The organism is Halobacteriovorax sp. DPLXC-1 (genome assembly GCF_036903125.1).
GTDB classification, from domain to species: Bacteria; Bdellovibrionota; Bacteriovoracia; order Bacteriovoracales; family Bacteriovoracaceae; genus Halobacteriovorax_A; species Halobacteriovorax_A vibrionivorans.
Genome location: NZ_JAYMCO010000002.1, coordinates 169,697 through 193,218, shown reverse-complemented (window position 1 = coordinate 193,218; position 23,522 = coordinate 169,697). Strand labels below are relative to the sequence as shown.

At 35.3% G+C, this 23,522-nt stretch carries 20 protein-coding genes; 12 read left to right on the top strand and 8 right to left on the bottom strand.

Translation table 11 applies throughout. The features are described 5' to 3' along the window. The first annotated feature begins 4 nt into the window (after nt 1-4). Both VCM44_RS09120 and VCM44_RS09115 read left to right on the top strand, forming a co-directional pair. Nucleotides 5-1,327 carry an amidohydrolase family protein gene (locus VCM44_RS09120; RefSeq protein WP_334678616.1) on the top strand — a complete coding sequence of 441 codons (1,323 nt, stop codon included), beginning with the start codon at nt 5-7 and terminating at the stop codon, nt 1,325-1,327. Nucleotides 1,328-1,500: 173 nt separating this feature from the next. Next, nucleotides 1,501-1,827, top strand: a complete 327-nt coding sequence (locus tag VCM44_RS09115) for a helix-turn-helix domain-containing protein (protein ID WP_115362405.1) — start codon at nt 1,501-1,503, stop codon at nt 1,825-1,827. 95 nt (nt 1,828-1,922) lie between these two features. Here VCM44_RS09115 and VCM44_RS09110 read toward each other — a convergent pair whose 3' ends face one another. Next, nucleotides 1,923-2,591 carry a hypothetical protein gene (locus VCM44_RS09110; protein WP_334678615.1) on the bottom strand — a complete coding sequence of 223 codons (669 nt, stop codon included), beginning with the start codon at nt 2,589-2,591 and terminating at the stop codon, nt 1,923-1,925. 142 nt (nt 2,592-2,733) lie between these two features. On the opposite strand from VCM44_RS09110, the gene VCM44_RS09105 reads away from it, so the two are divergent. Continuing rightward, nucleotides 2,734-3,717 (top strand): malate dehydrogenase, encoded by a 984-nt coding sequence (locus VCM44_RS09105; protein WP_115362409.1) that lies wholly within the window; start codon nt 2,734-2,736, stop codon nt 3,715-3,717. Between the two features lie 35 nt (nt 3,718-3,752). Here the strand turns inward: VCM44_RS09105 and VCM44_RS09100 are convergent, their stop codons facing one another. The 3 genes from VCM44_RS09100 to VCM44_RS09090 are packed head-to-tail and all read right to left on the bottom strand — an operon-like array spanning nt 3,753 to nt 7,982. Beyond that, a complete protein-coding gene (locus tag VCM44_RS09100) occupies nt 3,753-6,398 on the bottom strand; it encodes a cation-translocating P-type ATPase (protein ID WP_334678614.1) in 2,646 nt (881 codons plus the stop codon). Nucleotides 6,399-6,416: 18 nt separating this feature from the next. Beyond that, on the bottom strand, nt 6,417-6,827 hold the full coding sequence (locus tag VCM44_RS09095; protein ID WP_115362413.1) for a cyclic nucleotide-binding domain-containing protein: 411 nt from the start codon (nt 6,825-6,827) through the stop codon (nt 6,417-6,419). Nucleotides 6,828-6,836: 9 nt separating this feature from the next. Further along, nucleotides 6,837-7,982, bottom strand: coding sequence for a hypothetical protein (locus VCM44_RS09090; RefSeq protein ID WP_334678613.1), 1,146 nt, complete (start codon nt 7,980-7,982; stop codon nt 6,837-6,839). A 65-nt stretch (nt 7,983-8,047) separates the two neighbouring features. Between VCM44_RS09090 and VCM44_RS09085 the strand changes: the two genes are divergently transcribed. Together VCM44_RS09085 and VCM44_RS09080 are read left to right on the top strand one after the other, a co-directional pair. Next, nucleotides 8,048-9,256: a U32 family peptidase C-terminal domain-containing protein gene (locus tag VCM44_RS09085; RefSeq protein WP_120404743.1), complete on the top strand. Its 1,209-nt coding sequence runs from the start codon at nt 8,048-8,050 to the stop codon at nt 9,254-9,256. After that, nucleotides 9,256-10,458 carry a peptidase U32 family protein gene (locus VCM44_RS09080; RefSeq protein WP_334678612.1) on the top strand — a complete coding sequence of 401 codons (1,203 nt, stop codon included), beginning with the start codon at nt 9,256-9,258 and terminating at the stop codon, nt 10,456-10,458. The genes VCM44_RS09085 and VCM44_RS09080 overlap by 1 nt, the downstream gene beginning before the upstream one ends. Here VCM44_RS09080 and VCM44_RS09075 read toward each other — a convergent pair. After that, the gene (locus tag VCM44_RS09075) at nt 10,450-11,568 is read right to left on the bottom strand and encodes a THUMP domain-containing protein (protein ID WP_162929601.1); all 1,119 of its coding nucleotides are present in this window, start codon (nt 11,566-11,568) and stop codon (nt 10,450-10,452) included. The two genes, VCM44_RS09080 and VCM44_RS09075, sit on opposite strands and share 9 nt — an antisense overlap. 54 nt (nt 11,569-11,622) lie before the next feature. Between VCM44_RS09075 and VCM44_RS09070 the strand changes: the two genes are divergently transcribed. From VCM44_RS09070 to VCM44_RS09045, 6 genes are all read left to right on the top strand, one after another. Further along, nucleotides 11,623-12,315: an SAM-dependent methyltransferase gene (locus VCM44_RS09070; protein ID WP_334678611.1), complete on the top strand. Its 693-nt coding sequence runs from the start codon at nt 11,623-11,625 to the stop codon at nt 12,313-12,315. Nucleotides 12,316-12,412: 97 nt separating this feature from the next. Then, nucleotides 12,413-13,432, top strand: a complete 1,020-nt coding sequence (locus tag VCM44_RS09065; protein WP_334678610.1) for a hypothetical protein — start codon at nt 12,413-12,415, stop codon at nt 13,430-13,432. Continuing rightward, nucleotides 13,429-14,739, top strand: coding sequence for a hydroxymethylglutaryl-CoA reductase, degradative (locus tag VCM44_RS09060; RefSeq protein WP_334678609.1), 1,311 nt, complete (start codon nt 13,429-13,431; stop codon nt 14,737-14,739). The genes VCM44_RS09065 and VCM44_RS09060 overlap by 4 nt, the downstream gene beginning before the upstream one ends. Before the next feature lie 6 nt (nt 14,740-14,745). Beyond that, nucleotides 14,746-15,777, top strand: a complete 1,032-nt coding sequence (locus tag VCM44_RS09055; protein ID WP_115362430.1) for a GYDIA family GHMP kinase — start codon at nt 14,746-14,748, stop codon at nt 15,775-15,777. Continuing rightward, nucleotides 15,767-16,837, top strand: coding sequence for a diphosphomevalonate decarboxylase (gene mvaD, locus VCM44_RS09050; protein ID WP_334678608.1), 1,071 nt, complete (start codon nt 15,767-15,769; stop codon nt 16,835-16,837). Before VCM44_RS09055 ends, mvaD begins: the two co-directional genes overlap by 11 nt. A 13-nt stretch (nt 16,838-16,850) precedes the next feature. Further along, entirely contained in the window at nt 16,851-17,753 is a 903-nt protein-coding gene (locus tag VCM44_RS09045) for a mevalonate kinase family protein (RefSeq protein WP_115362434.1), read from the top strand. 34 nt (nt 17,754-17,787) lie between these two features. Here VCM44_RS09045 and VCM44_RS09040 read toward each other — a convergent pair whose 3' ends face one another. Continuing rightward, on the bottom strand, nt 17,788-18,621 hold the full coding sequence (locus tag VCM44_RS09040) for an enoyl-CoA hydratase-related protein (RefSeq protein ID WP_115362436.1): 834 nt from the start codon (nt 18,619-18,621) through the stop codon (nt 17,788-17,790). A gap of 130 nt (nt 18,622-18,751) precedes the next feature. Further along, on the bottom strand, nt 18,752-20,473 hold the full coding sequence (locus VCM44_RS09035; protein ID WP_334678607.1) for a hypothetical protein: 1,722 nt from the start codon (nt 20,471-20,473) through the stop codon (nt 18,752-18,754). 174 nt (nt 20,474-20,647) lie between these two features. Between VCM44_RS09035 and VCM44_RS09030 the strand changes: the two genes are divergently transcribed. Continuing rightward, a complete protein-coding gene (locus VCM44_RS09030) occupies nt 20,648-22,564 on the top strand; it encodes a hypothetical protein (RefSeq protein WP_334678606.1) in 1,917 nt (638 codons plus the stop codon). Nucleotides 22,565-22,588: 24 nt separating this feature from the next. Here the strand turns inward: VCM44_RS09030 and trxB are convergent, their stop codons facing one another. Next, the gene (trxB, locus tag VCM44_RS09025) at nt 22,589-23,518 is read right to left on the bottom strand and encodes a thioredoxin-disulfide reductase (RefSeq protein WP_115362442.1); all 930 of its coding nucleotides are present in this window, start codon (nt 23,516-23,518) and stop codon (nt 22,589-22,591) included. Between the last annotated feature and the right edge of the window lie 4 nt (nt 23,519-23,522).

Sequence of the window (23,522 nt, the reverse complement as noted above, 5' to 3'; positions counted from 1 at the left end):
TTTCATGTCATCAAATAATATTACTTATAAAGTAATTATCGCTCATTTTTTTAATCCTATAAATGATAAAATATGTGAATTTTTAGAAGATTACGCTATTGTTGCTAAGCGCAACGCTAAAGGTGACTATAAAATCGTACATCGCTGCCACAAGTCAAAATTAAATGAATATATTAAAAGAAAAAAGTCTGTGGAAATTATTGATAAGTCTGGTCAATATGTCATTCCTGGTATGTATGATACACATTTTCACTGGGTACAAGATGATGTAAGAACGATGCCAAAAGCAAACCTATTATCTTGGCTTGAAAATTATACGTGGCCATATGAGGCTAATTTTAAAAAAGTTTCTTATGCAAAAAAGAAGGCCCGTGAGTTCGCTAAGAAGATCGCTAATAATGGAACAATTGGTGGTGCTTGTTATGGATCTATTCACTCTCATTCTGTATCTGAGGCATTAGAAAAATTTGAAGGTGATTATATTCTTGGTAATGTTCAAATGACAATGAACTCGCCTGAGTATCTCACAATGGGAATCGAAGATACGATTGCTCAAACAGAAGAGCTTGCAAGTAAGTATAAAAATAAATATGCCGTAACACCACGCTTTGCAATTACTACTGATCCTAAGACAATGAGTGCAGGAGCAAAAACGGCAAAGAAGCATCGCTCATTTATTCAAACACACTTAAGTGAAACACAAAATGAAATCGACTTTGTTCTTAGTATTTATAAAAATATCGAAGGCTTTGAAAAAGTAAAAACGTATACAGAAATTTACGATAAAGTAGGTCTATTAACACCAAAGACAATCATGGGCCATGGTATCTATTTATCACCAAAAGAAATAAAGCTCTTATCACAAAAGCAAACAATGATTGCACATTGTCCTACAAGTAATGCTCCTATTAAAGAGTTAGGTCTTGGCTCTGGCCTTTTCGATTATAAAAGGGCCAATCGTTATAAAGTGCATTGGGCCTTAGCTAGTGATATTGGTGGTGGCCCATTCTTATCAATGCTTGATGTGATGAATTCATTTGTTTGTCAAAATCATAAGAAAGGACATCGTGATGCTTCATACACTCAGGCCTTGTATCGCGCAACCCTTGCAGGTGCAAAATCACTTAAGTTAGACAAGGAGAGTGGGAACTTTGAAATAGGAAAGAAACTCAATTTTGTTTCACTTGGAAGCAAAAACTTCCGCGGCAACTTAACAGTTGAAGACAAATTAAAAAAGTTGATTAAGAGACCTAACAAATTACGTGAACTTTATGCTGATTTAATTGAATCGACATATTACAACGCTCACATGATTTCAGGTAGATAACAAGCAATATGATTAATTGAGTTAACGATGTTTGGTTAAACCAAAAAAAAGTTATATTAATTAAACTTTTTTACTAACAATTTAGTAAATGTATTTACAAAAATATTTTGTTGCTTTAGAATATATTTAGATATGAATCGTAAGTGCTTGAATATATAGTTAGGAGTAAATACATGAGAAGTTTTAGTCACATCGCAAAATTAATTAAAGACAAGAGAACAGCACACCCAAAAGGCTATTCTCAATCAGAGCTGTCTCACCTTTTAGGTTACAAAAACGGACAATTCATTTCAAACGTTGAGCGTGCATTATGTAACATTCCTTTAAAGATGTTACGTCGTGTTTGTGAAATTCTTGATATTGATGAAGCTGAATTAAAGACAGCAATTATTAAAGATCACGAAGAAACACTTGATAATTATCTTAAAGATGGTTCTGGTGTAGTAGGTGCTACAACAGAAACAACAGAAGCTGCGCAATCTTCTAACTTTGTTTACTAAGATATAGTTAAGTTATTTAGACAAAAATGTTGATAAAGAAAAAGGGAGCTAATTTAGCTCCCTTTTTTTATGTTTAGATTAAATTTAAATTATAATTATAAACCTTTATAGGCCTTGTAATCTTCCAAGCTACCCATAGATTCTTCAGTATCTTCTGAGTAGTCGGCTTGAATTTGAGTTTGTAGATAATGTGGATCTTCAATCTCTTCAACACTCACTTCAGGTGCAACTTCCCCAAGTGGTAGCTCGTGATTTTTTGCATAAGTTGTATCCATCTTTAGGGATTCAAACTTCTTTTCAAATATTTCTAGTTCCTCTGGCTTTAGTCTACCTTTGAAGTCTAAGAAAGTTTTTTGAGTGTCGATAAAATTTTTCTCAAGTTTTTCTTTTTGTTTTTCACCAACACGATCAAAGTTTTCAAAATATTTCTTTCTGGCCATGATGTGTTGTTCGAGAAGATTTAAATACTTCACAATAACAAAGTCTTCACCTTTTAAGTGACTTGTTCCACTGCGACGATTGCGTCCCTGAGGGCGCCTTCTACGGTTGCGATTATTTGAGCGACTTCCACTTTTCTTAGGGGCCGCTTTTTGTCCCTTGTTTGGACCTTGAGACTTTGTTTGTTTTTGTTCTTGGCCTTTTGTGCCCTTGGCCTGCTGCTTATTATTTGGGCGACGACGGTTATTGCGTCTTCTCTTATTATTTGGACGTGGCTTATTTGCATCACCCTTATTGTTGCTGGCCTCTTTTTTGCCTTGCTCCATTAATGATTCCTTCTTCTATTAATTTAAATTTAATTATAGCCCCTAATATTGCGAAGTAAAGCTACAACTTGTCTAACTCCTATGTTAAAATTGGCCAATTTCAATTCGAACAACTCTCTATTAACTTAAAAGGGGAATTTATATGACTAACAGAGTTAAAGTTGCCGTAACAGGAGCTGCAGGACAAATTGGTTATGCAATTCTTTTTAGAATTGCTTCTGGACAAATGTTTGGTCCAGATACAGAAGTTGAATTACAACTTCTTGAACTACCTCAAGCACTAGGTGCTCTTGAAGGTGTAAAGATGGAATTAGATGACTGTGCTTTTCCATTACTAAAGAATATTGTTTGTACAGATAAGATGGAAGTTGCATTTAAAGATGCTAACTGGATTCTAGCAATTGGTGCTGTTCCAAGAAAAGACGGAATGGAAAGAGCGGATCTATTAAAAGTTAATGGTGGAATCTTTGGTCCACTTGGAAAAGCTATGGCAGAGCACTCTGCGCCAGATTCAAAACTATTTGTTGTTGGTAACCCATGTAATACAAATTGTTATATCGCAATGGAAGCTTCAGGACTTGATAAGTCACGTTTCTTTGCTATGACTACTCTTGATGAGAAGAGAGCAAAAACTCAACTAGCTCAAAAAGCTGGAGTTGATGTAACTGAAGTTACAAATATGACAATCTGGGGGAACCACTCAGCAACTCAATACCCAGACTTCTATAATGCAAAAATTGGTGGAAAGTCAGCTGCTGAAGTTATTGGCGATGAAACATACTTAAAAGATGAGTTCATCACAACTGTTCAAAAGCGTGGAGCTGCAATTATTAAAGCACGTGGTGCTTCATCTGCTGCTTCTGCTGCTAATGCTTGTGTAAATGGTGTTTACGCACTTACACACGATACACCAGCAGGTGAGACATTCTCTATGTGTCTTGCTTCAAAAGGTGAGTACGGAGTTGATGAAGGTCTAATCTTCTCTTTCCCATGTCGTGTTGAAAACGGTGAACTAAAAGTTGTTGAAGGACAAGAGCATAATGAATTTGGTCAAGAAAAATTCAATGCAACACTTGAAGAACTTCGCACTGAAAGAAATACTGTAAAAGAACTAGGTCTAGTTTAATTATATTAGGGCGTCTGTATCAGTATGCAGACGCCTTATATTCTAATTCCCAATCTAAATTTTGATAATATTTGAATGATAATAAGCGGTGCAAGAGATGAGTATCCTACGATAAGCCAGCTCTGTTTATCGATTAATTTCAAGCTTAAAATACTTCTAAGGCCCGGTATGAAGACAGCGGCCAGTAGTATAATCGTACAAAGTACAACTGCTCCCCAGACATGAATATTTCTAGTAATTTCATTAATAAATAAATTCGATTTTTCAAGCCTCATATTAAAGACATGAAAGACCTGTCCAAATGCTAAACTTAAAAATGATACTGTTAGTGCGGCCTTGTCATCATTTGTTGTTTTTAAAGTATAGATAAAGCCTGTTAGAACACATGCTGTGAGAATAGCACCATATAGTGATATCAATCCCCACTTTCTCTTTGTTATAATTTGTTCATTACGAGGCCTTGGTCTTTCTTCAAGATAGGTATGATCGCCTTCACCCATACCCAGAGCAAGGGCCGGAAAAACATCTGTGACAAGATTTAGAAATAGAATTTGTAAAGGTAGTAGGGGAAGAGGAGCATTGATAAAGGATGCAATTGATACAATTAAGATCTCACTTATATTACAAGAAAGCAGATAGACCACAAAACGTTGAATATTGCTATATATGATTCGTCCCTGTTTGATGGCCAAGATTATTGTGTTAAATCGGTCATCTTGTAATACCATATCAGAGGCCTCTTTTGCGATTTGAGTACCTCTTTGTCCCATGGCTATACCTATATCTGCATTCTTAAGCGCTGGTGCATCATTTACACCATCGCCTGTCATTGCAACGACTGCGTTCTTAGCTTGAAAATATTCGATTAAGTCTAGTTTTTGAGCAGGACTTACACGGCTAAATACTTGTGTTTGATTAACTTTATCCCTTAGGCTTTCATTCCATTCTTCTTTAGGTCCAAGTACTTTGCCATTAATCGAAAGATTATTACTTTCTTCAATAAGTCCTATTTCTTTTGCAATTTTTAAAGCAGTGCCCTCTTGGTCTCCAGTAACCATAATCGTTCTAATTCCAGCTTCTTTTGATTTTGTGATAGCATCTTTTACGTCTGAACGTGCTGGATCAAGTAGCCCTACAAGTCCTAAAAAGCTTAGACCTTCATATGGTGGCTCATTTATAGAGGAGACTGTCTTAGTTGCTAAGGCCAGAATTCGCAATCCATCTGCTGCCAATAAATCATTTTCTGTCTTCCATTTTAATTTTAAATCATCAGAAAAATCTAGCGCTCCATCATCTGTTTCAATATTAGTACAGGCTGCAATTACGGCCTCAGGAGCCCCTTTTACGGCCACTATAATTTGCTTATCACTTTGGTGATAAGTGGCCATCATAAGAGTTGAACTATCAAAGGGGACTTCTTTTAGCTCTGGTGTTGTTTTTAATACTTCATCTCTTCTAATATCAAACTTATTAGCGGCATTTAGTAATGCAATCTCCATAGGATCGCCAATGTTTTTGTCACTATTTTCATGATTGATTTTAGAATTATTACAGAGAAGACCGACCTTTATTAATTTCTTTAATTCAGTATCTTCTTGAAGATTGTGATGATCGTCCAAATTATATGTATCACCATGGCCTTTTATAAGCCTTACTTTCATTCTATTTTCAGTTAATGTCCCTGTCTTGTCTGTAAAGATGATTGATGTTGCACCTAGAGTTTCTACAGCGGCAAGTTTATTAACTAATGCATTATTTTCTGCCATTCTCCACATGCCCTTTGCAAGGGCCAATGTTGCAACAATGGGAAGGCCTTCTGGGATTGTGGCAATTGCTAGTGCAATAGCAGTCTCTAGCATGAGTATAAAACTTTTCCCGGCCATAACACCTGAAATTGCAATTAAGATAGCAATGGCCAAAGAAAACCAAACGATTTGACCACCAAGTTTATCAAGCCTTTTTTCTAAAGGAGTTACTTCTTCTTTTTCTTGTTGAGTTGCTTTTGCAATTTGTCCAACTTCAGTCATCATTGCTGTGGCTATAACAATACCTTTACCAGAGCCTCTTGTTATTGAAGTACCTTTGTAGAGTATATTATTTCTTTCAGCTATAATTGTATCTTTAGAAAGTGTTTCATGAGTTTTATCTACTGGTGCAGATTCCCCAGTAAGTATCGACTCATTCACATTTATATTATTAGCTTCAATAATTCTAATATCTGCACCAACAACATCTCCTGCTTCAAATATGACAATATCCCCGGGTACTAGTTCTTTAGTATCGAGATTGATTGCTTGTGCATTTCGTATAGCTCCTGTTTTTGAAATTCCTATCTTCTTTAATGCCTCCATTGATCGAACGGCCTTAAGTTCTGTAAAGAAACCAAGTGCTGTATTGATAATCAGAACGGCCACAACTGTTAGGCCTTCTATTACATGACCCATAAAAAAAGAAGTTGCACAGGCCAGAGCTAAAAGTAAAACGATGATACTTTTTAATTGTCGAATTAGGATTGTAAGTTTTGAGATAGGTGGCTTAATCGTTAAAATATTTTTGCCATATTTTGAAGTCTTCTTTATGACTTTTTCTTGAGAGAGTCCGCTTTTAATATCACTTTCTAATTCGTTTAGGATGTCTTCAATTGTTTTTTTAGAATATGATAAGCTTTTAGAGGTTGTCATATTTTTTGGCCCTCTAAATCAGATTAAATCTAGAATACTTCTTTGCTCTTCAATTGAAAGTGGCTTTACTGAGTCGACTTTTTTTCTTTTTATTCCACTTTTTGCGATAACCTTATCGAGGTGGTGAATACGATCGACCACGTTCTTAGTCATTTTAAATAACCAGTCAGGAATTTGATCCTTTATTGTTTCACTGTCGATCTCCATAAGAGTTGTCGGTGTTTTTGTCATAACGTAGGCTGCGCGGTGAGTTCCAGCAAAGAACGCCATTTCACCTATCATTTCTCCTGGACCTATTGTTGCAACTGGACTTACCTTGCTTCCATCTACAACAAAAACAAGTAATTCTCCTTCTTCAACTAGATAGATCGTATCTGACTGATCGCCTTGTTTAATGATGATTTTATTTGCTTCGTGAGTAAGTCTCATAAGGCCTCTCTATTGTAGTTGAGTAAGTTGTTTAAGTTTAATAACAAGTTCATTAACAAGTTTTGGATAATAGATATCCTGTGGCGTCTTCTTAGTAACAAAAAGTGGATTACGCATATAATTTTCTTTTATGATTTGTTGAAAGTCGACTATATCAATATTTTGATTAATAGCTGTTCTTTCTAAAATTTTAGTGAAAACAGGATGAGAAGATTCCACTTCACACGCAAAGGCGAGTTTAAGTAGAGCTTGCTCGTAAGATTTTGTTATCTGACCTTGTTTTCGGTAGAGCTCTTGTTTTAACTGATGGTATTTTGTATTGGCCACAATCTTCTTATCAAGACTTTCCACCAGTAACTGACCTTCCTTTGTTTTACCTTGCTCTAAAAGGTTATCAAGTTTTTGGAGTGCTTTTTCTATTTTATCATTTGTCGTATCTTCACAAACTTTAAGATTACTTATTTCTATATTAATTGGCGGTAAAACCATTAGTACATTTACGCCTTTTTTCCTAAGTTCTCGAAGAAAGCTCTCTAATCGATGTTGATAGAGTAGAACTTCTTTATCAAAAATTGAGCGAAAGGCTTCAGCGCTTAGTTTAGAATAATCTAATGGCGTTACTTGTTTTTCTAGCTCTTTTATATTTTCGTTAAGATAGAATAACTTAGATAAATTGGGATATAATTTAATGAAACTTTGAATATAGAGATTTCGATATATCTTAAAGTTAATATTATTAATATTTAATTCTTTGTTTGACTTTGGATAGAGTTCTTCTTGCATCTCAGAAAAACCAGTGGCCAATATAATTATTTTAGGAACCTTAGTAAGCTTTGAGACCTTCTCAATTGTACGAAACAAACTTTCGTTCTTTGCTGATATATTATATATAGCTAGAGGCCTGGCCAATTTCTGCGAGAGCTTTGTTGTGATTTCTCCAATATATGGGTTTAAGGTCTTGCCCAGATCATCACCAATTACAAGAACATCTGTATTTGATGCGATATCATCTGGCCCATAAATAGAATCACTTAACTTATAGGGGGCCGGGTCATCGCGAAGAGGCATCTCGTAATAATGGTAAGTTAGCCCTCCTAGAATTGCGATAATTAGAACACAGGCCAAATAAAATAAAATGTTGAATACTTTTTTCATAAAATCTATATAAGTTTTGTCTATGCCTTTATTATATACGTAATTTCTGGTACATAGAAGACCTTATGAAAGATGCAAAAAACACCAGATGGGTACCTGAGCTTTTAGCTCCAGCAGGAAGCCTTGAGAAATTAAAAGTCGCCATTAGTTATGGTGCAGATGCCGTCTACTTAGGCGGGCAGAAATATGGACTACGCCAAGCCGCGGATAATTTTACGATTGAAGAAATCCGAGAAGGTGTTGAGTTTGCTCATGCGCATGGCTCATGTGTTTATGTCGTTCTAAATTCTTTCTTTCACGATAAAGACTTTGATGGGCTATTGGATTTTATTCAAGAGCTTGACGCTGTTAAAATTGATGCCGTTATCGTATCTGATCCTGGTGTTATTAATTATATCGCAGAAAATACTAATCTAGAGATTCATTTATCAACACAGGCCAGTTGCTTAAATGTTGAAAGTGCTAAGCTTTGGAAGAAGCTTGGTGTTACGAGAATTGTTCTCGGACGTGAAGTCTCAATTGCTGATGCAAAGATGATCAAAGAAGAGGCCGGTGTTGAGATTGAAATGTTCGTACACGGATCAATGTGCATGGCCTACTCTGGAAATTGTGTTATCTCAAATTATACGCAAGGCCGTGATTCAAATCGTGGTGGTTGTGCCCATAGTTGTCGCTTTGAATATAAGATTGATGATGGGAAGAAAGAGCTTAATAGCTATTTTATGAGCTCAAAAGATTTGGAAGGGATTAGACTTCTTCAAGACTTTATTGATGCTGGAATCGACTCTCTGAAAGTCGAAGGTCGTATGAAATCACCAATGTATGCAGGTACCATTTCAATGGTCTACTCTCAGGCCCTTGCTTACTATAAAGAGCATGGAAACTTCTTAAGTGAAGACCTTTTAAAATGGGAAGAGGAGCTAACTAAGGTTACTCACCGAGCATATACTCAAGCATCTTTAGTTGAAGAAGCTGATGAGAGCTCTATTTATAATGATCGTGAACACGAAGAGAAGACATATCGAGCAATTGGAAAAGTTGCTCAAGTTGTAAAAGATGAATTTATCGTTGTTGATGTAAAGAGTGCATTTGAAATAGGGGAGTCCTTAGAGATTCTTCCGTTTAATGATTCACATGTCGAAGTAAATATTGATCACATTAAAAATCTCGCAGGACAGGACTTTAATCGCACTCGCCCTGGTGCCTTATTTAAGATCCCATATGTTGATGGGGTTGATATTAATAATCTCGTACGTGCAAGGGTTACTAATTAATGAAGGCCGTTACATATATTTCACATATTGATGAACTTGAATCACTGGATACTAGTAAATTCAGTGAGGTTATTCTTGCCACGCGATTATTCTCTCAGGTTGGAAAGCTAACAATAGATGAAATGCTTGAGATTATAGAAAAGTGTAAGGCCCAAAAAGTTAAGTACACTCTAGAGTGGGATATTCTTATGACGGAGAGCCGTTTTAAGATGTATCGTGAACAATTCAAAAAATATGCTGATTTAGGTTTTTCGAGTATTCGCTTAAGAGATCCTGGGGCCATTAATTTTATCCTAAATTCCTATGAGAACTTAAGTATTGATCTTTTACTTGATACTGGTGGCCATCACAATATTAAGGCCATCAAAGTTTGGAAGAATCTAGTTGGTGATCGTTTAAGAAAGATTATTCTTTCTATTGAATTATCAAGCGATGTCGTAAAAGAATTTTGTCAGGAAATTAAGAGTTGGGGTGTGAAAACGGAACTTCTTGTTCTCGGGCGCATCCTACTATTTTATACACCACGAAATCTTGTTTCTCCTTTATACACTGATGAAGATTTAGAAGAATTTGAAAATAATGGTAAATATATAGAAGTCGCTGGCTCTAGTGAAGAATCACCCCATAAAGGTTTTCCAATTATTGAAAATCAACATGGGACTTTTATGTTTAACACCAAAGACCAGTACCTACTTGAATACTTAGATGAAATTGAAGAGTGTGGCGTTGATGATATTAGAATTGACGTAAGACACCTCGACCAGAAGTCTAAGGCCGTTGTCGATAAAACGATATCACTTTGTAAGAACTTTAATAAGGAAGAAGCAAAGGAATTTAAGAATCAATATCCTAACAGTACAACTCGTGGCTTCTTTCATGTGAATAAATCAGATGTACTTTTTAAAAAGCTTAAGAACAAGAGAGTCCAACGTGAGGATCAAGGCTTTATTGGTGAAGTTGTGGATGTTGTTAAGAAATCTCATATTGCTATTCTTGTAAAAGGTATGAGAAATGAGGATATTGCTCTAAAAGTAGGTGATGAACTTAGACTTTCTACTCCAGATGGGAAAGAGAAGTTTACTAAGATTCATAAACTTACACAGACTAATGGCAAAGAAGTTCAGGACGTTAAAACAGGTGAGTTAATTCTTATACCCCATGTAAGTGGTATAAGCGTTAAGACAATGGCCTACTTAAAATAGAACCTTAATAAATTGCACCCAAATACCACCATTATTAATTCTCTCACTTCTTGTGACTTGGTATTTCTTTTGATTGATTTTAAATGTTTCAGGCATAACAAAGAAGGCTGCCTTCGTATTAAGTGATTCTGCTTTTTTGAGAAACCGCTCTATAAAAAGATGGATATCTTTCTCTTTTGTTTTTATTCTTTTTCCATAAGGTAGATTGCAGGTAATTATCGAATTTTCAGGTAGAGATTCTGTTTTAAAGAAGTCCATTTTCTCTATTGTTAACCATTCATTTTCAATGAATTCGAGATTATTTTCTTTGATTGCCGCTAAGTTCTTACCATCAATGTCTCGGGCCAAGGCCTTTCTTGGAGTTACTTGTGGCCTCTCTATTTTCTGGGCCGCAAATTTTCGATAAAGAGGAAAGTTTCTAAAGTTAAATTCTCTTTGTTCATTTCTTTGATCTTGTCTGAAGAACTCGCTTATGATTGTTCCACTACCTGCCATTGGATCGATGAGTACATCATAATTTACATCAGATGAATTTATATATCTAATAAGAGCTGCTCCAATTGACTCTCTCATTGGTGCCTTTGCCGATAGAGTTTTTATACCTCGTTTGTCGAGTCTTTCACCTGAACAATCAATTGATAGGCCACAATTATCCTCTTCAAACCTTAAGTGAATTGTCGCTGGGACACTCCAGTTTAGTTCATCGTATTTTTTCTTATATGGTTGAGCAGTTTGATAGCTAGAAATTGCATCCTTAACTGTCTTTATTATCTTGCGATCATCAAAGAGACGTGAGTTATGAGAGCTAACTTTCACTTCAAATTCTTTCGTTGGTATATAATCGTTCCAATTAATCTTTGATAATTTCTTATATAATTTTGGAAGGTCTCTTGCGATAAAGTGATCGATTCGAAGAAGTGCTTTTGTTGGAATTCTCAATTCGAGGATAAACTCTAGTAGAATAAAGAGATTCTTTGATTTTAAGCTTAGTCCATCATTTGAAATCTCTTGAAAGGCCTCTATTCGACAAAGCTTCTCCTTAATCTCTAAAAGGGCACTCTTTTCAAGTCCAGGTATCACTACCAGGTAGATTTCATATATTTTATCCATATCAAATATATACATGAACTTGTGTTTATAACCAATCGGATTTATATAAAAGTCATGAAATATGGAACTCTATACTTAATTGCAACACCGATTGATGAAATTAATCCTCTTGAGTCAGAGGCGAAGGCATTAATGCTTAAGGCCTGTGATGATGCTGATAATAGTCTTTTTTTAATTGAAGACCTAAAGCCATGTCGAAGACGATGGATTCGCTTTGGTTTAGATCGCTCTTTCATTGATGATTTTATTCTTTTTAATGAACATACCCAACGTGATATTGAGCAAGATATTATTTCACAAATTCAAAATGGAAAGAACGCATACCTGATGAGTGATGGAGGACTTCCGGCCTTTTGTGATCCAGGTCAAAAACTAGTGAAGAAATGTCACGAGCTTGGCATGCGCGTCACTTGTACTCCTCATAGTAATTCTATTTCTTTGGCCGTTGCTCTAAGTGGCATTGATTGTTCTAATTTTACTTTTGCTGGCTTTCCTCCACGTAAACCTGATGAGCGAAAGAATTATTTAACTAATCTGAAAAAGGTGAAAATGCCTAAAGTTTTGATGGATACTCCCTATCGTCTCACAAGATTAATCGAGGAGAGTTTAGAGATCTTTGGGGATACAACGGCCTTTATTGGGATGGAGCTTAACGGTGAAGAGGAAGAATTACTCTACGGTAAGCTATCGAAATTACTTAAGAAAGTGAACGGCTTAAAGAAAGAGTTCATTCTTATCATTAAATAAATGTTAAATCCGCGCACAAATCAGATAGTTTTTTCTTTTGATAAAAACCTTTCTTGTTGCTCTGGATAAAATCTGCTAAATTGCCAGAATTACTAGTATGAATAACACAAAATCGGCTACTCAAGACCGTAAGCTTGAGCACATTCAATTAACTGCAAAATCACAAACTCTAGCGGCAACAAGTGATAAGAGATTCTATTATGAGCCTCTTTTCAGTGGTAATGCTCAGGAGCTTGATCTAGGAATTGAATTTGCAGGATTTAGTTTAAAGCTTCCACTGTGGATTTCTTCCATGACTGGCGGAACTGGGATTGCAGGTAAGATCAATGAGAATCTGGCCCGTGCATGTGGAGAGTTCGGTATTGGGATGGGCCTTGGTTCTTGCCGTAAGTTACTCGATAGCGATGAATTCCTTGATGATTTTCACGTTAAGTCCTTGGCCAATAATTCACCTGTTTTTGCAAATCTAGGTATTGCTCAATTAGAAGAGTTAATTGATAAGAATGAACTTTCAAAAGTGGATCGTCTCGTCACTAAATTAAATGCAGATGGATTGATCATTCATATAAACCCTTCCCAAGAATGGTTTCAACCAGAAGGGGATATCATTAAAAGAGCTCCTCTTGAAACAATTGAAACTTGTGTTGAATATTTTAAGTTTCCAATAATTGTAAAAGAAGTTGGACAGGGGATGGGGCCACGTACTCTAAAGGCCCTAATGATGATGGACCTATGTGCGATCGAGTTTGCTTCATTTGGTGGGACAAACTTCTCAAAATTAGAATATCTTAGAAATTCTAACAACTTAACAGTTCATGAACCATTGTGTCATGTTGGCCATACTGCCCTTGAAATGGTACATATGACCAACGATTTAATTGACGAGTTAGGTAGTGCTGCTAAGTGTAAGAATTTTATAATCTCTGGTGGGATTAAGTCATATTTAGATGGCCATTATTTATGTAAGTTATCCAAAGGATGCGCTATTTTTGCCATGGCAAGTGAGTTTTTAAAAACTGCTATGGTAGATTATGAGAGTGTTCAGCAACAAGTTGGGGAAATTAAAAAAGGCCTTAACTTTGCTAATTCATTTCTTAGTGTGAGGAGAGAACATTGAAATTGATTCAAGGTTTTTCAAAACTATCAAAAGAACAGAAGGTCCAGTTTATTGCAAACCGCTTATCAAATGATGGCCAAGATCAGAATATCGATGCACAAAAAGTGAAAGAACAATTACTTTCATTTTGGCATTCTGATAAGAAGCTACAATCTACCTTTGATGAGTTCTCAGAAAATACAATTACAAATTTCTATCTACCGTATGGCCTAGTTCCTAATTTCGTTCTTAATAACGAAGTTTATACTGTTCCAATGGTTATTGAAGAGAGTTCTGTTGTTGCAGCCTTATCAAAGGCCGCAAAGTTTTGGTCTACTCGCGGTGGTTTTAAGGCCGAAGTTATTGCAAGCGAAAAGATTGGCCAGGTCCACTTTATCTACGAAGGTGATAAAGAGAGCTTAAAATCTTTTTTTGAAGATAAGAAGATCGATATCCTAAATTCACTTGCACCAATCACTGTAAATATGGATAAGCGTGGTGGTGGAGTACGATCTATTGAGTTAGTTGATCTAACAGATAAAGAAGAAAATTATTATCAAATAAAAATGTCGTTTGAAACATGCGATGCCATGGGTGCTAATTTTATTAATTCAGTTCTAGAAGCTGTTGGTAAGTACCTTGAAGACTCGCTTGATGAAGATGTACAGGTTGTCATGTGTATACTTTCAAATTATACGCCTGATTGTCGTGTGAGAGCATGGGTTGAATGTCCAATTGAGGATCTTGCTGAAAAATCGATTGGTATGGATACTGCTACTTTCGCATCAAAATTTGCACGAGCAGTAAGAATTGCTCATATTGATCCACACCGTGCCACAACTCACAATAAAGGAATCTTTAACGGGATTGATGGAGTTGTTATAGCAACTGGTAATGACTTCAGAGCAGTTGAAGCATGTGGACATACATATGCAGCTCGTGATGGACAATACCGATCACTAACAAATTGCAAAGTAGAAAACGGGAACTTCTATTTTGAAATTGATATTCCAATGGCCCTTGGAACGGTTGGAGGACTGACAAAACTTCATCCTCTAGCAAAGATGTCTCTTGATATCTTAGAGCGACCAAGTGCTAATAAGCTAATGATGATTGCTGCAACAGTTGGCCTTGCCCAAAATTTTGCGGCCCTTAAAAGTCTTGTTACAAGTGGAATTCAAAAAGGGCATATGAAAATGCACCTGATGAATATTCTGGGACAACTTGAAGCAACAACAACTGAGAAAGAGCAAATTGTTAATCATTTTGCTGATAAGGTTGTTTCATTTAGCGCAGTAAGAGAAGAGTTAAATAATTTAAGAAGTTAGGGGACTATGAACACAACACACACTAGTAATAATATCCTTAAGTATTTGGAAGGGGAGCAATTTCTTGAGCTTCCTAAAAACGGCCAATTATATTTTGGCCACGGAAAGCTTCTGCTTTCTGGGGAATACTTTGTTTTAGATGGTGCTAAAGCACTGGGCCTACCTACTACAGTAGGGCAGTCTTTAAGAGTTCAATACTCTTCTTCATTTGATCCTAAGTTATATTGGAAATCCTATGATCCAGCTGGAAAACTTTGGTTTGAAGTAACTTTTGAATTTTGGCATTTCAATATTTTAAATGAAAACCCAACAAAAGAGATGATTGTCTTACAACAAATGTTAAGACAAGCAAGAAGACAGAATAAGCACTTCTTAAGAGATGGTGTTGATGTTCATGTTGTAACACAACTTGGTTTCCCACTTGAATGGGGACTAGGGTCTTCTTCTACTTTAATTCATAATATTGCTGATTGGGCCATGATTTCGCCATTTGAACTTGCCTTTAATACTTTAGGTGGTTCTGGGTATGATATTGCATGTGCACAAAGTGAAGAGCCAATTATTTATCAAAAAGGTGGAGAAGGACCAAATTGGTCTCCTATCGAATTTAATCCAAGTTTTAAAAATAACCTCTACTTCATTTATCTTGGACACAAGAAGAATTCACGTGATGCTATTGAGTATTACAATGAACTACGTCCACATTCGCCAGAGATTATTAATACAATCAGTGAACTATCTATGCAGATGGCCACTGCAAATACTCAAGAAGAATTTAATTTCTTAATCCGTGCTCATGAAGATATCGTGAGTTCTCATTTAAAGCTTAGCCCAATTAAGAAAGAGGCCTTTAGTGATTTTGATGGAGAAATTAAATCTCTAGGTGCATGGGGTGGGGACTTTATTCTTGCTTCAAGTAATGGACCACGCAAGTATGTGAAAAACTACTTCGATCAAAAAGGTCTGAAAGTTTGTATTCCATATCGTGAATTAATTGTTGAAACTCAAACACCAAGTGAAATTAAAAATGTCCACTAATTTTACTCTGATTGATTTTGATATTGATAAATTAGATAATGGACTTGAATTTACAGTTAAGAGTCCATCAAATATTGCCTTGATTAAGTATTGGGGAAAGTACGGTGAGCAATTACCTTCAAACCCTTCTTTAAGTGTAACTTTAAATAATGCTTATACTCAAACGACATATAAAATTCAAAGATCCTCGGAATTTGAACTTGATTTTAAATTTGAATCAAAACCAAATGATAAATTTAAGCAAAGGGTAGAGAAGTTTTTTAAAAGGGCCGCTGTTGTTTTTCCTTTTATAGAAAATATCAAAGTTGAAATGGATTCTCACAACTCATTTCCTCACTCTTCTGGTATCGCTTCTTCGGCCGCATCAATGGCCAACTTTGCAAGTGCTCTTTGTGAAATAGAAAAAGTCGTTACAAATGAAGACCATGATGAAGAATATTATTTAATGAAGGCCTCATTCATGGCCCGTCTTGGTTCAGGAAGTGCGAGCCGATCAATATACCCAAAGATGGCAATCTGGGGAAAGTCAGTTCTTGGTAGCTCTCAAGACTACGCTATCGTTCACGATCAATTTGATGAAATCTTTGAAGGAATTTGTGATTCAATCGCAATTGTAAGTAGCAAGGAAAAGTCAGTAAGTTCAACTGCTGGTCATGCTCTTATGAATGAGCATCCTTTTGCTAAGACACGTTTTATGAATGCTAGTAATAACTTTAATAAGTTACTATTTGCTCTTAAAACAGGTGACTTTAATACTTTTGCAAAAATTGTTGAAAGTGAGGCCCTAGAGCTTCATGGGCTTATGATGAATTCTGATCCATCTTTTATTTTAATGGAGCCTAATACTTTAGAAATTATAAATCGTATTAGAGAGTTTCGAGCTCAAACAAATTGTGCAATCTGCTTTACTTTAGATGCTGGTCCTAATGTACATATTATGTATCTTAAAAAAGATGAGAAACAGGCCAAAGAGTTCATCGACCAAGAAGTTAAGTCTCTATGTGCCGACTCTCTTGTTATCCATGATCATATGGGTAATGGTGTGATCGTAGAAAGATAAGTAGGGATCAGTTATGGAAGGTGGAAATTCTTTTAACGCTAAAATCCTACTCTTTGGAGAATATAGTATCATTAGATCTTCAAAGGCCTTGGCAATGCCTTATTCTCTTTTTGATGGAAAACTAAACTTTCCTGATGAGCAAGGCGCTGGAATTGATTCTGAGCTAACTGCTTTTTCGCAATATCTTAAACAACAACATGACAAAGGCAATCTAAGCTTTGATTTTGATCATCAGTCTTTCTCATTTGATATTTCAAGTGGACTACGTTTTAAAAGTACGATTCCACAAGGCTATGGAGTTGGAAGCTCAGGTGCTCTTTGTGCTGCTGTATTTGATCGCTATGCTAAAATTCAGGATGATCAAAAGAATGATATTTCTTTTCTAAAAGAATGTTTTAAGGAGATGGAATCTCACTTTCATGGTTCATCTTCAGGGGTTGATCCACTCATTAGTTATTTAAATGTAGCACTGTTAATTGATAGTCAGAAACAACTTACAGAAGTATTTCTTGATAAGAAAACAGATGGGCCAGGAGTATTTCTACTAAATACAGGACGTGCTCGAAGAACAGAGCCACTTGTTAATCTCTTTATGGAGAAATGCTCGTCAAAAGACTTTGCTTATCTATGTGATCGCGTTTTAACGCCAATTTCAGATGAATGTATCCAACACTATATTAATAATGATAAAGAGGCACTTTGGAAGAAGTTTAAGGAATTGTCAGCATTTCAATTTGAACATTTTAATCCAATGATTCCTGCTCTCTATCGTGACTTATGGACTAAAGGCCTAGAAACTGATCGTTTCTATTTAAAGCTTTGTGGAGCTGGTGGCGGTGGCTTCTTATTAGGACTTGCCCCCAATTTAAATGATCTTCCACAAGAGCTTAAAGGCAATGAAGTTCGTCCTGTTTAAGACAATTTATTAAGATTTAATTGCAGCAGAAGCCTTACATGGCCTCTGCAACTGTAGGAGAGTCTCTTAATACTCTTGCAAACTCTCTAGGATTAGTGAACTTCTTATCATTTGCATAATTTTTGAAGTCGCCAGTAGCTATTGTTGAATTAGCAAAAGTGATTTCTTCAAGAAGTACTTCTTCCATCTTTTTGATCAGCTCATTATTAAATGAACGCTTTGTTTGAATTCTTGCCATTGGAGATTGCTTCGCAATTCTTGAGACAATATCTTCAATTTCGTTTTCATCAAAAAGTGTTTTTCCGATTAGGCCTGCACTAATTAGGGCGTCTGCACCAACGTTTTGAGATGAAAGAAGAAATTGCATAATCTTTGCGCTATTTCCTTTTTCATTTGTTAATGTGTTCATACCACCCATTGGTGTGATGCCTTTGTTTAATTGATCAAATGCTACACTAAATGATGGGGCACAGTAGCGAATATCACCACCCATTGCTAGCTCAAGGCTAAATGGACAAGCAGACTTTTGAAATGACCACAATACTGTTTGTGGTAGAAGAACTTGGGCCCAGCTTAAGCGGGCAAGAAGTTGTAAAGTATTACCAAGAGTTTTTTCATCAAAAAACCTTAGTTCTTCTTTTTTAAATAATTCAATATCTTCACTTGCAAATTTAAAAACGACTGAGTTGATTTCTACTTTATTAGAAAGCCAGTCAAATAAGTCTTCGAGTTCTTTTAGGTATGTCGATGTATTAAAAAACTTTTGGTCATTAGCAATTGTTACAAAACATGTTCTTGTTTGTCTTGTTAGTGAAACATTTAGGGTGTTGTAATTGAGAATACTTTGATTTGAATTAGAGTTATTCATTTCGTCACCTTCCTTGGTCTTTTGCTAAATTTAAAAATACATCGCTAATCTTTTAGCTCTCAGATCGATCCGTGATCTGATAATAAAATTATTTCAAGACTGCAGTCGGTCTGTCAAATTCAATTCCAAATTAAGATGCTTTTTTTGTCATTAAACTTTCAACAAATATCTTTTCGGTTTTGCTATAAGCTACGGATTTATCACAAGAATTTAAGGTATTTAGAATATATTCTTGTAGTTGACTATTTTTGTCGCTGTCAATGATAGTGTCACTTTGTCTCTCTTTAATAGGTATTTGAAGTACTTGTTCGCTGTTGTCGGCCTTTTTGTTTAACTTTAATATGGCCTTCACGATTAGTGCATGAAGTTCTTGATTATTTATATCCCACTTGGCAGATTCTAATTTATTAATTGTTTCTTGAGATATTTTCTTATTTTCCATATCTCTTTTCTTGCATTCAAATTGAATATAGTATTGAGCAATCTCAACAATTTCGGCCCTTCTTAATCTTAGGGGAGGAATATTTAATTTCACCGTTGTAATATGATTATATAAGTCTGTAAGGATATAGTCATTCTTCTCCAAGGCTTTTAAGTCATTTGATGCAATGGTTATGATTCTAAGTTTTAATGAACTTATAAGATTATAAAAAATCGCCTGATTTTCTAAAGAGAGCTTTTCGATATTTTTTACTATTAAGTCGTTAATTCCATTATTTGATACTTGCTCAATAAATTCAAAACTTTGATTCTCCGATTCTTCAAAATCAATTATCAAAGAGTTCTCACTACAAACATATTTTGCATATTCAAGTTTTCCAACTCCGGCCTCGCCGTGAATATAGAGATTTTCTCTTGTGTTCTTTATCGTGTTTAAAGTGTTTATAATCGCAAGTCCTGTATGGCTACGATCTGAGAAAATATAATGATTAGGTAATTTGTTCTTTACTGTTTCAAGACCTGAGTTATTTTTTGAATTATAAAAGTATGAAATCAATCCCGAGACAATCTTGATATTTTCAAGCATTGTAATATTGAACTTATCACCTGAAAGTGTGTTTGAAAGGCAAAGAGCTCCAATACTTTCGCCGTTATAATTCACTAGTGGTGCCAGTAGGATATTTTTAATATCAAAATCAACGCCAGTTGCACTTTGATCATTGAATGATTTATTAATGATGACTTTGTTGAAATATGCCTCATTCAATAGTCCATTGAATGTTTTTCCAAGTAGTGTGTGATCACTATTTGTATGATCAACCTCAAAGTCTTTTGTTTTAGAGTTAAATAAATAGATATGATAATTTTCACAATGAAATATCGTTGGTAGCTCAGACAGGATTGTTGTTAGTTTTCCCTTGAAGGCCCTTTCTATTAAGCTTTGAAAAAGAGAGAAGAGTTCAACGCCATCATCTTTTGAGATTTTGATTTTATTTTGACATATTTGAAATAATTTATCTTTTAACTTTGCAGTCTTGTAGTGTGATAAGAAATCTTTTAAAAAATATTTTAATACCGTTGTTTGTGAATCAGGTGAGATCGAAATCCCATATATTGTTTTTGTTACATCTTCACAATAGATAAATGATCGAATAATTCTACCTGTTAGCTCAAAGTCCCAGTTATTAAATATTCTATTTGTTTGAATTTTTATTTTTACATTTTCACCTATTGAGTACTTTTGAGTGCTGATGAAGTTTAGGCCTGAAAGATTGATGGAGTCTATTTGTACATTATTAGTCTTTACATTCTCTCTTTCAAAAGTAATTACTTCAGCATTAACTTTATCCCCTTCATGGATAGGGAAGCGATAAGACTTAAAAAACTTATAGTTTTGGATGTTGTAACGCAATTTTTCCTCAAATAGATAGTAATGTAATATCTTTCTTATCGGGCATATTAGTAGAGAGTTTATAGCTTTAATGAGTAAAGCTTATTAAATATTTATAAATTTCGATATTTCCTTATTCAGTCGTTAAAGTTGGCCACTTTGTAGGTCGATAATATATGTACACGAGGTCAGAAATTGAAGAAATTACGTAATTATCGAATAAAACTAAAAGAGTCAGATAAGGTAAAGTGTATCTTATATGAAATGGTAGGAGACTCTACCTCTAATGCATTTAGGGTAAAGCTAGATAATATTTCAACAACTGGAATTGGTATTCTAATTGGTGAATACGTTGATAGCACTGTCTTTAAGGTTGAAATTATTTATAAAAATATTAGATTATTACAAACTGTAAAGCTTAGGCGTTACCGTCCTAACTTTAATAATCGTGGTGATAATTATTTAGGCCTTGAGTTTGTTGAATACGAAGTTGAAAATATCATGGACTTAATGACTAAATTAGTTGCATCCATGAGTCGTTTACGTCTTAGAGACCTTATGTATGATATGGTTCTAAACGAGGCCGTTGCAGGAAACTTTGATTCCAGTACGATACCTGATAGTGAAGCAGATAAAGATCAGCAAGTTTCAACTTCCATGATCTTAGACCTATTTCAAATCTTTAAAAATTATAATAATAAAATTGAATTGATAAAACTCTTTGTTATTGAAGTTCAAAGAATAGTAAAGGCGAAAGACGCTCGTATTTTTATTGTTGGCCATGATGAACAGACTTTTAGTGAGTTTGATTTTGAAACAAGTGACGTGATGGAGCTTGAGTATCCAATTGTTGGAATCCTTGAGGAACTTTACAATAACCCACGTGGAATTAAATCTAAGTTTTCTCAAAGTTTATCAAGTGATGAGTTTTTTAATATGTATGAAGTTGTAAATAATACGACAATTTCTACTTATATGATGTGTCCTATTTTTGATCATAACGAAAATATCTTTGGAATTTTAAATTTTTCAAATAAGGAAAAAGGTGAGTTATTTACTGACAATGATTTAAAGCAGGCAATGTTTTTGGCCAGAGTTATGGGGCTTTTATATTTCTATGATAATGCAGAGGTAACCAATCAGCTGGATTATGGAAGTGAAAACCTCGATACAAATGTCGCTTTTCATACTTCTTTAGGAGTTAGTTTATTTGCTAAAAAAGCACAAGCATTCCTCGAGCAATATTCTGGGCATGATGTAAAAACACCTGTCTATGTGTACGGTGATGAAGGAAGTGGGAAATTTCACCTTTGTAAGAAAATTGCAAAAAGTTCAAGTAGTGAAAATCAGCATGTTGAGATTATCAATTGCTTTAGTAAAATGGATAAGAAGGCCGTTGATCTTAGGATTGCAAGAATTCGAGATAAGGTTGTAAATGGTAATGTTATCTTTAAAGGCCTTGATAAAGTTTCTATAGTAACAGCAAAATATATTATCAATGAAGTTGGTAATAAGGAGAGCTTTCGTCTTCTTTTTACAGGTAGTGAATATATTGAAGAAATTGATATTCCTTCTTTCAAAACGATTTCTTTGAATGAAAGAAAAGAGGATATTATCTTCTTTGCTAATTACTTTATCTCACAATATAGTCTTAAAAATCATACAACGAAAAAAAGATTATCTCATGAAGTTGCTCAAATGCTCATTGACTACGATTGGCCAGGGAATATCGCTGAGCTTAAGGCATGTATTGCAAGGCTTATGATTTTTAATAAAGGTAGTGGAAGCTTATCCATTAGAACTAGCGACATTACACCTTTGTTTGAAAATGAAGGACAACCTCAAATTTCAATAGATGCAAATGATCTCAATATAAAGGCATTTGATGAGCATGATCTAAGTAACCAAGAGTGTGCGGATCTCTATCTTTACTTCTATGTTGCTAAAAAACTTAAGGATGGTGCTGTTGGGCTTAAATCAGTAGCAAGTGAAATGCTGATTGATTATGATGATGTTGTAAATCGATTAGAAAATGGAAGTGTCGTTGTTAAGAGGCTATTTAATGAAACAGTTGACCGAGTTGAATTATATCTATCAAATAATGTGGCCTAGTTTAAACTAGGCCACTTTATATATTTATTCGTTTTCTTCTAGAAATCTTTCTGCGCGAATTGCAGCTTCACAACCTGAACCGGCCGCTGAAATTGCTTGGCGGTAGTAAGAGTCTTGAACATCTCCACAAGCATAAATACCTTCAACATCTGTATCAGGGTGCTTTCCTGCAGTGATAATAAAGCCATGATCATCAAGCTTTACTTTTCCTTTTAAGAAATCAGTATTTGGCTTGTGTCCAATCCCCATAAATAGGCCATCAGTTTCACGCTCTGTAACTTCACCAGTTTTAAGGTTTTCAACCTTAATCGCTTTTACACCAGAGTCATCAGCGATAATTTCTTTAACAGCGCTATCCCATACGAATTCAATTTTTTCGTTATCGAATGCTCTTTGCTGCATTGGCTTAGAAGCTCTAAGCTCATCTCTTCTATGGACAACATATACCTTCTTAGCAAATTTCGTTAAGAATGTAGCTTCTTCCATAGCAGTGTCTCCACCACCAACAACGTGAACAATTTGATCACGATAGAAGAATCCATCACAAGTTGCACATGCAGAAACACCTTTTCCAATAAGTTCTTTCTCATTTGGAAGACCTAGGTACTTTGCAGATGCTCCTGTTGCTACGATAACAGCATCAGCAGTGTATTCCTTGTCGCTATCAACAGTAAGCTTGAATGGTCGCTTAGTTGTATCAATATCTGTGACAAAACCGCTCAGGTATTCAGTTCCAAAGCGTTGTGTTTGTTTTTTCATATTTGCCATTAGATCTGGCCCCATGATTCCCTCTGGAAATCCTGGAAAGTTGTCGACATCAGTAGTTGTCGTTAGTTGACCACCTGGCTCATGTCCTTCGATGACAAGTGGGCCTAGGTTTGCGCGAGATGCGTAAAGGGCCGCAGTATAACCTGCTGGACCTGATCCTATGATAATGACTTTGTGGTGTGCCATTGCT